Source organism: Catellatospora methionotrophica (genome assembly GCF_011297335.1).
GTDB classification, from domain to species: domain Bacteria; phylum Actinomycetota; class Actinomycetes; order Mycobacteriales; family Micromonosporaceae; genus Catellatospora; species Catellatospora methionotrophica.
In genome coordinates this window covers 13821-25678 of sequence record NZ_JAAOTJ010000004.1, presented here as the reverse complement: position 1 = coordinate 25678, position 11858 = coordinate 13821, and the positions used below count along the sequence as shown (strand labels likewise).

Sequence of the window (11858 nt, the reverse complement as noted above, 5' to 3'; positions counted from 1 at the left end):
TGCATGACGGAGACACAGGCGATGTCGGAGACCGCGGGGGCTCCGGCGAGTCCGGTCGAGAAGGACGGCGGCGATGCCGCCTCGTCGACCGGCCGGGCGGCCGTAGGCCGCGCGACAGTCCCCGCTGATCAGTCCGAGCCGACCCCGGCCCGGTCCGCGACCGGGGGTGACGAGTCGGCCGGCAGCACCGCTGCTGCTGCCGCCACGACCACCACCGGCTCCTTCACCCGGCCGGCGGGCATGCCCGTCCCGGATTCGGAACCGACGGGCGCCATCGCGACCTCCGAGCGGCCGGCGACGGCCACCGGGCGGGCCGCGGCGGGCTCGGCGACGCTGCGCTCGGTCGTCAACAGCGCCAGCGCCGGCGCGGTGCGTGTCACCGAAGCCGTGCGTGCTGCTCGGACCAGTGCCGGTTCAGCCGCCTCGCGCGGCCCGCGCCGGGCCCGGCTGAGCATCAAGCGCATCGACCCGTGGTCGGTCATGAAGTTCTCCTTCGCCGTGTCCTTCGTGCTCCTGGTCGTCATCGTGGTCGCGACCTCGGTGCTGTACCTGGCGCTGGACGCGATGGGCGTGTTCAACTCGCTGAACACGACCCTGGCCGACCTGTTCGCCTCGAACGGCAGTGCGGGCGACTTCCGCATCAGCGCCAGCGCGGTGATCGGGACGTCGGCCATCCTGGGCGCGATCAACGTGGTGCTCTTCACCGCGCTGATGACCCTGGGCGCGTTCATCTACAACGTCTGTGCCGACCTGGTCGGCGGCGTCGAGATCACACTCGCCGAGCGCGACTGACCTCACGCCACACCCACAGCGGTCCGCGGCTCGCCCACGGACCGCTGTGGCACGCCCGCTTCCCGGCCCCCGCCCGGTGCGGGTCGGCGCTGTCCGGCACTGTTCGCCAAGATCGCCGTTTCGGGTCAAAACCTCGGGTACGACCACAGGTTTTGACCCGAAACGGCGATCTTCGTGGTCGCCCGGCGGTCTCGGCGGGACACGCCACGCGGGGAGGGGATACCGGTTTGGAAGTGGCGTCAGGGGTGCGGTAAGGTTCGTTGTCGCGCGGGGCTATAGCTCAGTCGGTTAGAGCGCAGAGCTGATAACTCTGAGGTCGCTGGTTCGATTCCAGCTAGCCCCACTCCCGAGCGTTAAGGTGCTCATCATGTGGAAGAAGTTGCTGATCGTCGCCGGAGTCGGCGTGGCGGTCGCACTGGTCGCCAAGAAGCTGCGGGCGGCCAACGACGAGCGGGCTCTGTGGCACGAGGCCACCACCGCACCGGATCTCCGCTGAGTCAGACGGGCCCAGCCCGTCCCTCGGGGCCTTAGCTCAATTGGCAGAGCACCGCCTTTGCAAGGCGGGGGTTAGGAGTTCGATTCTCCTAGGCTCCACTCAATGCTCACCCTGGTCACCGCCGTCTTTCGGCGAGTGGCCAGTTTTGCTTTCCGTGTCCACCGTATGACGTCCAGTAGCTTCGTCACGTCGCCAGCTGCGAGTCGTAGTGCCGGCGATCGGTGGCGAAGGCGCGCGCACCGTCGGGCAGGTGGTCCGCGAGTTCTGCAAGCGCGCGTCGAGGACTTCGATTCCGTCAGGCTCGGCCAGCCACTTCCGTGAAAGTGCGCGAAATCGGCCGTGAACTGCGCTTACTCCACGCGCCGAAAATGAGGTTGCCTCACCGATGCGGCGGCCCATACCGTATGCCCACACCAAGAACGACACCGCGAGAATCCGGACCGGAGACAGACATGAGCAGCTTCTCGTACGCGATGCACCGGCTGACGCCGTGCGTGGAGAACGCCATGCCCGCCGCCGCCCGATGTGGTGAGCGTTATGGCTGGGAACTCGTCCCCGGACGAGGCGGATGGTGCTGATCAAGCGCCATGACAAGCGGCTCGCGCCGCCCGCCTCCGGACTCGGAAGCGGGCGGTTTTCTTTTGTCCAGCACCTGTGACCAGTGAAGACAGCACGAAGCCCCGGCCCGGCCGGTGGTGTCGCTCTTTGAGAACTCCACAGTGGATGACGTATGTGAAAGCGCGTCGCGGTCAGCGACGCAGCGGTCGATTCGGCTATGGGTAGGCCTCCGCGCTCTCTACGCGGGAAAGCGGGTTCGAGCCCCGCATCGACTACGTAATGAAACCAGCTCGCGGTTGTCGCACAACGGCAGTGCGCTGCCTCGCCATGGCAGAGATCCGGGTTCGACTCCCGGCTACCGCTCCTCATCCATCACAGCATTCCCAGGAGGTGACCCGATGAACGCAGTACTCGTCCTCAACGCCGATCTCGGCCCGCTCCACCGGGTCAGCCTGCGTCACGCCCTGCGCATGCTGTGGCGGCAGGTCGCGGTGGTGCACGAGTCCGAACCCGATCAAGCCATCGGTGTATGGCCGATGCCGAAGGTGGTGCGCCTGGTCAGCTACGTGGTGACGCGCTGGCGCTACCACGGTGGCCCGGCCTGGTCGCGGCGCGGCGTGCTCGCCCGTGATCAGCACCGGTGCGCCTACTGCGGCGGTCCGGCGTACACCATTGATCATGTCCTGCCCAGTTCCCGGGGCGGGCGCAACACCTGGCTCAACACGGTGGCCGCCTGTGGCGGCTGCAACCAGCGCAAGGGTGACCGTACGCCCGCCGAAGCGCGGATGCCGCTGCGGTTCCACCCGGCGACGCCGTCCTGGACGGTGCTCGCCAAGCGCTGACGGCGAGCTGCGGGACCACGGGGCCCGCAGCCCGCCGGGCTGCGGATGGGGGTCCGCAGCCCGTACCAGGGCCTATAGCTCATCTGGTAGAGCGCCGCTCTTGCACAGCGGAGGCGGCCGGTTCAAGTCCGGCTGGGTCTACGGTTTCACCCGCCCTGATGGCGCAACGGGACAGCGCACCGGTCTACGAAGCCGGGGGTTGCAGGTTCGAATCCTGCTCAGGGCACGCGAGAACAACGGGATGTGGCGCAGCTTGGTAGCGCGCTGCACTGGGGGTGCAGAGGTCGTCGGTTCGAGTCCGGCCATCCCGACCAGCAAGTCCACGGCGCGGTGGACGAACGGAAGAGTCACCCGCCTTTCAAGCGGGAGTGTTGCGGGTTCGAATCCCGTCCGCGCTGCTCGTACGGCAACACCACGCGGATGCGCCGACGTAGGAGAGTCGGGCCTGGCTGTAACCCAGGTGCCTTGCGCTCAGAGAGTTCGAATCTCTCCATCCGCACGTTTCTCGGCTTCGTGACGTCCCGGGTGGGGCGCTCCGTCTGCAAAACGGATGACCACGGGTTCGACTCCCGGCGAGGCCTCTTCCTTTCACGTCATCCACCGTGGGGTTCCCCTGCTCGGGTTATGGTGCCCGAATGATCACCAAAGTCGACGTGGCCGACGCGGCCGCACGCATCGCCGGGCGTTTCCGGCGTACGCCGCTGGCCGCGATCGAGCCGGGCGGGCTGTTCGGCGCGACCTGGCTCAAGTGCGAGTACATGCAGCACACCGGCAGTTTCAAGGCGCGGGGCGCGCTGAACCGGGTGCTCGCGGCCCAGCAGGCCGGCGAGCTGGACCCGGCGGTCGGCGTCGTCGCCGCGTCGGGCGGCAACGCGGGGCTGGCAGTCGCGTACGCGGCCCGCGCCTGCGGGGTGCCCGCGACGATCTTCGTACCGTCGACGGCGCCGGCGTTCAAGGTCGACAAGCTGCGCGGCCTCGGTGCGCGGGTGGAGCAGCACGGCACCGAGTACGCGATGGCGTACGAGGCCGCGGTGAAGCACGCCGCCGACACGGGAGCGGCCTACTGTCACGCGTACGACCAGGCGGAGATGGTCGCGGGGGCCGGGACCATCGGGCTGGAGCTGCTGGCCGACATCCCCGGCGGGTTCGACACGGTGCTGGTCGCGGTGGGCGGCGGCGGTCTGATGGGCGGGGTCGCCACGGCGCTGGCCGGTCACGCCCGGGTGGTCGGCGTCGAGCCGGAACTCGCACCGAGCCTGCACGCCGCGCTGGCCGCCGGGCACCCGGTGGACGTCGCGGTGTCCGGGGTCGCGGCCGACTCCCTGGGTGCCCGCCGCGTCGGCGACATCGGTTACGCCGTAGCCGTACGCGACGGTGTCCGCAGTGTCCTGGTCAGCGACGACGACATCATCGCCGCCCGCCGGACCCTGTGGACCGACCGCCGCATCGTGCTCGAACACGGCGCCGCGACCGCCCTCGCCGCCCTGACCAGCGGTGCCTACCGCCCCACCGCCGACGAACGCATCGTCGTCATCGCCTGCGGAGCCAACACCACCCCCACCGACCTCTAACCCCTCGACCCCGCCCACCCCGGCCCCGGCCCCACCCCCACCCCGGCGCAACTCTTAAAGAGTCGCGGCCTCGCGGTGGCCGGTATGCCGCGACTCTTTAAGAGTTGCGGCAGAGGTGCGGCGGCGGGCGGTGAGGCGGCGGGCGGTGGGGGTGGACGGTGGGGTTTAGAAGACCTGGGTGAAGTATTCGCGGCTGAGGATGCGGAAGTAGATCCAGGAGGGGAGTTTGTCGTAGGCGGGTTGGACGGCTTGGAGGACGGTCACCTGGCTGACGTGGGCGTCGAGGGCAGCGCGCTTCTCGCCGGCGACGCTGTCGATGGTCATGGCGACGGTCGGCGCGGGCAGGCCCTGGGCGGGGTCGGTGGGGTACATGTCGCGGAAGGTGGGGGACAGGTCCTTCGCCACCGAGATCATCGACTCGGGCAGGGTGGCCTGGTAGAAGTGCTTTACCGGGAAATAGAGCGCATGGCGGCGGGTGTTCAGCACGGTCTTGACCCATACGCCGACCTGCGCGTGGTCGGGGTGGCCGTAGAAGCCGACCCGGTCGTCGAAGCTGATCACGACGCTGGGCCGGTACTTGTCGATCAGGTTCGAGATCGTCGACTGCGCCTCGGCGGCGTCGGCGGTGGGCAGCCCGCTGTCGCGGAAGTCGAACAGCTCGACGTTGTCGGCCCCGAGGGCCTTGCCTGCGTTGTCCGCCTCGACGGTGCGCCGCTGCGCGAGGTCGGCCAGGGAGGTCTTCGGCACGTTCGCCGCCTCGCCGCGGGTGAGGTACGCGATGGTGACCTCGGCGTCGGCCTCTTCGCTCATCCGGCGCAGCGAGCCCGCGACGGTGATCTCGTCATCGGGGTGCGCGAAGATCGCCAGCAGTCGCTTGGGCGCGCTTTCGGGGAAAAGGCTGTCGGTCAGCGGCACCGAGGTGTCGTTGACGTACCGGTTGAGGCCGAAGACGGTGACCACCGGCAGGACCAGCAGGCACGCCAGCACCGACAGAAGGATCTTGTTTCGCCGGGTGACGCGCATGTGCTGTTCCGTTCCGAGGGGGTGGGCGGAGCCGCCGCTCCCGGCGCGGTGAGCCACCACGCCCGGACCAGGCCCGCTCCGGTCGGACCACCTTAATCGTTGTTCAGGATCCCTCGTCAGCGGGCCGGTCCGCGATACCGCAGGAACGCGGGCACGGCCAGGGCGAGCGCGGTCATGGCGACGATCACGAGCACGCCGCCGCCCGCGACCGCGGCGCTCGCACCGGCCACCGGCACCGCCACGCCGTGCAGCAGGTCCGCCAGCCGGGGGCCGCCGGCCACCACGACGGTGTGCACGCCCTGCATCCGGCCGCGCATCTCGTCGGTCGCGGCGGTCTGCAGGATGGTGCCCCGGAAGACCATGGAGACCATGTCGGCGACGCCCGCGATGCCGAGGAACACCACCGCCAGCCACAGCGAGCTGCTCAGACCGAAGCCTACGATCGCCGCGCCCCAGGCGCAGACCGCGATGACCACCATCAGGCCGTGCCGGCGGATGTGGGAGAACGTGCCGGACAGCAGGCCGCCGAGCAGCGCGCCGATCGGCACTGCGGCGTAGAGCATGCCGAGCGCGAAGTTCTCGTTGACGCCGGGAAACGCGGTGTCGGCGAGCTGCGGGAACAGCGCCCGCGGCATGCCGAAGACCATCGCGACGACGTCCGCGGCCATCGACACCATCAGCAGCCGGTGGGTGGCCAGGTAGCGGAAGCCGTCCAGGATGTCGGCCAGCCCGGCTCGGCGGGCGACGCCGGACAGCGGGGGCAGCGGGGGCAGCCGCCATACGGCGTAGAGCGTGGCGGACAGGGCGACGGCGTCGAACAGGTAGAGCAGGGGGAGGCCGAGCAGCGGGATCAGCGCACCGGCGAGCATCGGGCCGATGATCTGCCCGCCCTGCATGACGGTCGAGTTGAGCGCCCCGGCCGCGGGCAGTTCCGCGGCGGGCACCAGCCGGGCGACCGAGGCGGTGCGGGCGGGCATGTTCATGCCGAACAGCGCCTGCTGCACCGCGACCAGCACCAGCAGCAGCGGGATGGACCGTACATCCAGGGCCGCCTGGAGCCAGAAGACGATGCACAGCAGGGCGATGCCGGAGTTCGTGAACAGCAGCATCCGGCGGCGGTCGACCGTGTCGGCGATCGCGCCGCCCCACAGCGCGAACACGATCAGCGGGGCCAGCCCGGCGATGCTGGCGATGCCGACCCAGACCGACGAGCCGGTCATGTCGTAGATCTGCTTGGGCACCGCGACCGCGGTCAGCTGGCTGCCCAGGGCGGTCACGATGGTCGAGGTCCAGAGCCGCCGGTACGGGCGGTGCCGCAGCGGCCGGGTGTCCATGAGGAATCGGCGGCGCGGCGGCGGAACGGCCGTGCCAGGGTCGGCCTGCTTCTCGACTACCTCACTCACGGGGCGAACCTTAGCCGAGCAAACGATCTGCGGACCAGGGCTGGTGACCCACGCAACGAGGTGTGGCCGAGGACCTGGTGCAGTCCGCGCTCGCCCGGACGCACCGGTCCTGTCGGCGCCTGCACGATCGCGGCAACGCCGAGGCATACACCCGCAAGGTCATGTATCACCTGTAGGTCGCCTGCTGGCGACGGCAAGGTAGCCGAAGTCCTGCCCGAACGCGGCCGGGGCGGGGACCACTCCGGTGGCTCGGCGCTCAAGCTCAGCTTGCGGGCCGCGCTGCTGAAGCTGTCTGACAAGCACGCCTACCTGCTGATCATCGGTTTCACCGTGGCGGGCGGCGCGGCGGCGGTCGGCTGGACCTTCCTGGTGGTGCGCGCGGTGCGCCGCCGACGGGAGCGGTCGGCTACGAAAGAGGACGACAGGGCGCTGTCCTCCATCGGTCATTGACGATCTTGTTTCACGTGAAACGTCGACAAACCGGACGCGAAAAGGCCCCCGTTAGGGGGCATTTTCGCAGGTGAAAACCGTTACGCGGCGCAGGAGTCGTCATCGCAGGACTCGCCGCGCGGGGTGGGCAGCACGGTCAGCGGCGAGCCGCCCTCGCGGCGGCGTACCTCGTCGAGCACCTCGCGCAGCGTCGACGGGTCCTGCGCGCCGCTGATGGCGTACTTGCCGGCGAAGACGAACATCGGCACGCCGGTGATGCCCAGCTCACGGCCCATGGCCAGCTCGTCCTGCACCTCGTCGACGCCCTCGGTCGCGTCGAGCAGGGTACGCACTCGCTGCTCGTCGTGGCCGAGCCCGGCCGCGACCGTGGCCAGCGCGGCCCGGTCGCCGAGGTCGACGCCGTCGGTGAAGTGGGCCCGGTGCAGCGCCTCGACCATCGGGCGCTGCTCACCCTGCTGTCCGGCCCACCAGATCAGCCGGTGCGCGTCGAAGGTGTTCGCGTTGATCGCGCGGTCGAAGTTCATGATCAGACCCTCGCCCTGGCCGACCTCCGTCACCTGGGTGAACATGCGGCGGGCGTTGGCCTCGCCGCCGTAGCGACTGCCCAGCCACTGCACCAGCGGCGCGGACTCGGCCGACGGGTCCAGCTGGAAGGCACGCCAGGTCAGGGTCACCGGCTCGTCGACGCCGTCGAGCGCCTTCAGCAGGCGCTGCTCGCCGATCCAGCACCAGGGGCATACGACGTCGGAGTAGATCTCGATCTGCACGTGCTCATCCAACACGGGCGCGAGCGGTTCTGTTCCCCACGCCACAGGCGGGTGTAAGCAAGGGCACTACCCGCCGGTACGCCTCGCGGTGGCAAGATGTCGCGGTGAGTTGGAGCAGGTATGTGGCGCTGGGGGACAGCTTCACGGAAGGCATGGACGATCCGTACGCCGACGGGGTGTTCCGGGGCTGGGCGGATCTGGTCGCCGGACGGCTCAGCGAGGTGAGCGGGCCGGGGTTCGGCTACGCGAACCTCGCCATCCGCGGGCGGCTGTTCGACGGCATCGTCGGCGAGCAGCTCGAACCGGCGCTGGCCATGAAGCCCGATCTGATCAGCTTCGCGGCGGGCGCCAACGACGTGCTGCGCCGCAAGTGCGATCCGCCGACCCTGATGGCGCGCTTCGACGCGACCGTGGTCCGGCTCCGGGACACCGGCGCGGACGTGCTGCTGTTCCGGTTCGCCGACGTGATGTCGCGGCTGCCCGGCAACAAGCTGGTCGCCCCGCGTATCCGCTACCTCAACCAGGCTGTCGGTGAGGTCGCCGACCGCAACGGCGCGCGCCTGGTCGACCTGTGGCACGACCACGAGTACGCCAACCCGGCGCTGTGGAGCATCGACCGGCTGCACCTGTCGGCCGCCGGGCACCGGCGCACCGCCGCCCACGTGCTCGCGGTGCTCGGTGTGGCGACCGATCCGGCCTGGTGGGACGTGCCGGCCCGACCGGGCGCGAAGTCCTGGCCGGCCGCCCGTGCCGACGACCTCGCCTGGGCCGGGCGCTACCTCGCCCCGTGGATCAAGCGACGCCTGACCGGCCGCTCCTCCGGGGACACCGTCACCGCCAAGCGCCCGAACATGGGGCCGATGTAAGGCGGAGGCACCGCGGGCGGGCGTTCCCTATGATGCCAGCGGCCTGCGTGGATGTGCGCGGGCAATCATGGGGAGGTTTCATGGAGCTTCGTTCCAGACGCGTGCGCGCCGCCGTGCTCGCGGCGGCGGTGGGCATGGGCGGCCTGGCGGTGGCCGGCACACCGGCCGCGGCGGCACCGCACTACGACAATGCCCCCTCGGTCCAGGTCGGCTACACCGACGCGGCGACCCCGCGGTCGGCCTACGACACCGCTGAGGGCGTGCACATGCCGCTCGGCTCGTCCGTCGACGCGGCGGGCGTGACGCACACGTCGCGGGTGTACGCGACGTTCGATCTCGCGCGGCTGCGGGGCAGTCGGTTCCTCGGCAGCACGCTGCGCATCAGGGAGTTCAGCGCCGCCGACTGCGGCAAGCGCGCCATCGAGCTGTGGCGTACCGAGCAGATCGGCCGTACCCCCAGCTGGCGCCGTGCTCCAGCCGAGATCGCCAAGGTCGACGAGATCCTCACGCCGGAGTACTGCCCCACGGCTGACATCTCCTTCGACACCACCGCCGTGATCAACGAGGCGCTGGCCGCGGGTGACCGCAAGGTGTCGTTCGTGCTCCGGGTGCCGGCCGCGCACGAGGCGGATCCCACGTACGGCCGCCGGCTCAACTGGTACCACAGCGTCTCGCTGGGTGTGCAGTACAACACCGTGCCGAAGATCGACAACAAGAACCTTTACAACGGCGGGGTGCCCTGCGTGGCGAACGCGCCGTACCCGGTGCTCGGTTACCACGCCGGAAACCTCCAGGCGGTGGGCACCGACGCGGACTCCGGCGACCAGCGTTCGCTGCGGTTCGACTACGCGCTGTGGCCCAAGAGCGACCCGGCGGCCCGCACGGAGCGCAGCGTGGACGGCCGCGAGTCCGGCCGCGCCGCCACCACCGTGGTGCCGGAGGAACTGCTCGCCGACGGTGTCACGTACGCGTGGCAGGCCCGGGTGGGCGACGGCCTCGACGTGTCCGCCTGGTCGAAGGTCTGCTACTTCGTGGCGGACCGCACCGCGCCGCCCGCCGCGCAGGTGACGTCCCCGAACTACCCGCTGACCGGCGGCCCGTTCGCGTACGCGCCGCTGGGTGAGCCCGGCACGTTCACCTTCTCCGGCAACGGCGACGCCGACGTGGCGGGCTTCGTCTACGGCTGGGGAGTCGCCGGTGTCCGCCAGTGCACGGCGGGTGAGCTGGGACAGCTCGTCTGCCCGGACCTGTTCACGGCACCTGGGGCGGTCCGCGCGCACACCCCCGGCGGCACCGCGACCGTGTCGCTGAACCCGCCCGGCACGTACAACACCCTCGAAGTGATGTCGGTGGACGTCGCGGGGCGCACGTCCGCCCCGGTGCGGTACCAGATCAGCCTGTCTCCCAGCAGCTACCCGGCGATCACCGTGGTCGGCGGTGAGCCCGAGTGGAACAAGCCGGTGACGCTCCGGTTCTCGACCGCAGCCGGGATCGTCGGGACCACGGAGTACGAGTACCAGCTCGACGGCGTCACGCACACGGTGCCCGCGGGTGAGGACGGCACGGCCACCATCACCTTCGTGGCCGACCGGCTGACCGGATTCTCGGTGAACGTCCGCAGCCACAGCGCCAACGGCTGGATCTCGCCGTCGTGGTCGAAGTCCGTGCAGTTCCTGTCCCGTCCGGGTGTCGCCTCGGCCGTCTACCCGGCCGACCAGGTGTCGGGCGGCGTCGGGGTCCCCGGCGCGTTCACGTTCTCGCCGCCCCCGGGCTGGACCCAGGTCCAGGGCTACCAGTACTCGTTCGCCAACGGCGACTACCTGTTCGTGGCGGCCGGCCAGGACGGGCGGGCGACCGTGACCTGGACGCCCGAGGCCTCCGGCAACGTGCTGCTGGACGTCTTCGCCATCGACACGAACGACAACTGGAGCGAGTACTCGAACATGTACTGGTTCGACGTGGCCTGACCCCTTCCGGGCAGGACACGCCGTGCAGGGGCCGGGTGCGGATCCGGCCCCTGCACTGCGTTCAGGGCGCGATGTTGAGCTGGTCGAGGACCCGCTCGGCCAGGGCCGCGTCGCCGGTGAGCAGGACCTGCTGCCGTTCGCGGGTGCTGCGACCCGAGGCGAGCAGGGCGTACGCCTCCCAGCTCAGCGTGGCGTGGGCGGTCGAACGGTGGGCGTCGGCGGGCACCACCGCGGCGCGGCCGTGCTCGTCGACGTACACCGTGAAGTCCTGGGGCAGTTCGCCCAGGGTAGTGATGCGCATCGCCGCACCGGGTGCCGCACCGGCCTTCTTGACCACGATGCGCGGCAGCGCCTGCCGGACCAGGTCCCGGGCGACCTGCGCGCCCGCCGTACCCAGGTTGCCGGGGTGGCGCAGGGCGCGGCGCACATCCTGCTCGTGCACCCACAGGTCGAACGCGCGCGCTGACAGCTGGACCGCGAACGGGACGGCCGTGTTCGCCCACACCCACCAGCCGGGCGCGTCCGCGGACCGCAACTCCGCGGTGAGCTGACGCTCGCGCACCTGGCGCAGCGTATGCAGCGCGGCCAGCACCTCGGTGCGGGCAGTGCCCCGCCAGCGGTCCACGCCGGAGTCGATCAGCTGCTGCGGCGGGCCCTGCGGGGCCTCGCCTCCGTCGGCCATCCACTGCTCCAGGCTCACCACATGGGCGTACACGTCACCGACGGTCCAGCCGGGACAGTCGGTCGGCACGGCCCACTGCTCGTCGGTGAGCTGGTCACCGATCGTGGCCAGGGCGTGCAGGCTGTGGCGGCAGGCCGCGGCGGCGCGGTCGTGTGCGGACATGGCCGCAGCCTTCCGCGTCCGTCCCCGCAGCGCAAGCCTCCCGGCGGGACGGCACGCGATCGCCTCGGACAGCACGCCTGCGGGGCGTCGAATCGGGGTCTCCCGGATGCTCGCGGTCGCGTCGACGGTCGGCGGGCGGCTTTCGGCCGGGCGGCTGCTCGTTCGCCGTGCCGCGCGTTCATAGCCGGATCCGGGTACGGTGTCGGTCGTGGACCTCTCGTTTCAGGTCGCGCCACGGGGCGTCGCCGACCTGTCGATCCGGCGCCGCCGCGCTGCCGC

General features: G+C 70.6%; 11 protein-coding genes and 10 tRNA genes. 17 read left to right on the top strand and 4 right to left on the bottom strand.

All coding sequences use genetic code 11. The annotated features are described in order from the left end of the window. Positions 1-3: 3 nt before the first annotated feature. The 14 genes from HAV40_RS12755 (at position 4) to HAV40_RS12695 (ending at position 4259) form a co-directional block, all read left to right on the top strand. Positions 4-792, top strand: a complete 789-nt coding sequence (locus HAV40_RS12755) for a DUF3566 domain-containing protein (RefSeq protein WP_166381183.1) — start codon at positions 4-6, stop codon at positions 790-792. Between the two features lie 269 nt (positions 793-1061). Further along, positions 1062-1135 (top strand) — tRNA-Ile (locus tag HAV40_RS12750). A gap of 24 nt (positions 1136-1159) precedes the next feature. Then, entirely contained in the window at positions 1160-1288 is a 129-nt protein-coding gene (locus tag HAV40_RS38410) for a DLW-39 family protein (RefSeq protein ID WP_222106000.1), read from the top strand. A 25-nt stretch (positions 1289-1313) separates the two neighbouring features. Beyond that, positions 1314-1386: transfer RNA gene (locus tag HAV40_RS12745), tRNA-Ala, on the top strand. A 664-nt stretch (positions 1387-2050) separates the two neighbouring features. Further along, a tRNA-Glu gene (locus HAV40_RS12740) sits at positions 2051-2121 on the top strand. A 17-nt stretch (positions 2122-2138) separates the two neighbouring features. Continuing rightward, positions 2139-2209, top strand: a tRNA-Gly gene (locus tag HAV40_RS12735). Between the two features lie 35 nt (positions 2210-2244). Beyond that, positions 2245-2688, top strand: a complete 444-nt coding sequence (locus tag HAV40_RS12730; protein WP_166381182.1) for an HNH endonuclease — start codon at positions 2245-2247, stop codon at positions 2686-2688. A 68-nt stretch (positions 2689-2756) separates the two neighbouring features. Continuing rightward, positions 2757-2829, top strand: a tRNA-Ala gene (locus tag HAV40_RS12725). Positions 2830-2840: 11 nt separating this feature from the next. Further along, a tRNA-Arg gene (locus tag HAV40_RS12720) sits at positions 2841-2914 on the top strand. A gap of 11 nt (positions 2915-2925) precedes the next feature. Further along, positions 2926-3002, top strand: a tRNA-Pro gene (locus tag HAV40_RS12715). A gap of 10 nt (positions 3003-3012) precedes the next feature. After that, a tRNA-Glu gene (locus HAV40_RS12710) sits at positions 3013-3086 on the top strand. A gap of 18 nt (positions 3087-3104) precedes the next feature. Continuing rightward, positions 3105-3187: transfer RNA gene (locus HAV40_RS12705), tRNA-Tyr, on the top strand. 8 nt (positions 3188-3195) lie between these two features. Continuing rightward, positions 3196-3269: transfer RNA gene (locus tag HAV40_RS12700), tRNA-Cys, on the top strand. A gap of 54 nt (positions 3270-3323) precedes the next feature. After that, positions 3324-4259 (top strand): threonine/serine dehydratase, encoded by a 936-nt coding sequence (locus HAV40_RS12695; RefSeq protein ID WP_166381181.1) that lies wholly within the window; start codon positions 3324-3326, stop codon positions 4257-4259. Positions 4260-4424: 165 nt separating this feature from the next. On the opposite strand, the gene HAV40_RS12690 is transcribed toward HAV40_RS12695, so the two are convergent. Together HAV40_RS12690 and HAV40_RS12685 are read right to left on the bottom strand one after the other, a co-directional pair. Further along, positions 4425-5282 (bottom strand): PIG-L deacetylase family protein, encoded by an 858-nt coding sequence (locus HAV40_RS12690; RefSeq protein ID WP_166381180.1) that lies wholly within the window; start codon positions 5280-5282, stop codon positions 4425-4427. Positions 5283-5398: 116 nt separating this feature from the next. After that, complete coding sequence (locus HAV40_RS12685; RefSeq protein ID WP_239086106.1) at positions 5399-6685, bottom strand: MFS transporter; 1287 nt, start codon at positions 6683-6685, stop codon at positions 5399-5401. Between the two features lie 267 nt (positions 6686-6952). Here HAV40_RS12685 and HAV40_RS38400 point away from each other — a divergent pair, with 267 nt between their 5' ends. Continuing rightward, positions 6953-7135: a hypothetical protein gene (locus HAV40_RS38400; RefSeq protein ID WP_166381178.1), complete on the top strand. Its 183-nt coding sequence runs from the start codon at positions 6953-6955 to the stop codon at positions 7133-7135. An 80-nt stretch (positions 7136-7215) separates the two neighbouring features. Here the strand turns inward: HAV40_RS38400 and HAV40_RS12675 are convergent, their stop codons facing one another. Beyond that, a complete protein-coding gene (locus tag HAV40_RS12675; RefSeq protein ID WP_166381177.1) occupies positions 7216-7902 on the bottom strand; it encodes a DsbA family oxidoreductase in 687 nt (228 codons plus the stop codon). 104 nt (positions 7903-8006) lie between these two features. Here HAV40_RS12675 and HAV40_RS12670 point away from each other — a divergent pair, with 104 nt between their 5' ends. Both HAV40_RS12670 and HAV40_RS12665 read left to right on the top strand, forming a co-directional pair. Continuing rightward, a complete protein-coding gene (locus tag HAV40_RS12670) occupies positions 8007-8768 on the top strand; it encodes an SGNH/GDSL hydrolase family protein (protein ID WP_166381176.1) in 762 nt (253 codons plus the stop codon). A gap of 80 nt (positions 8769-8848) precedes the next feature. Then, entirely contained in the window at positions 8849-10735 is a 1887-nt protein-coding gene (locus tag HAV40_RS12665; protein ID WP_166381175.1) for a hypothetical protein, read from the top strand. A 61-nt stretch (positions 10736-10796) separates the two neighbouring features. Here the strand turns inward: HAV40_RS12665 and HAV40_RS12660 are convergent, their stop codons facing one another. Then, a complete protein-coding gene (locus HAV40_RS12660; protein ID WP_166381174.1) occupies positions 10797-11579 on the bottom strand; it encodes a maleylpyruvate isomerase family mycothiol-dependent enzyme in 783 nt (260 codons plus the stop codon). Between the last annotated feature and the right edge of the window lie 279 nt (positions 11580-11858).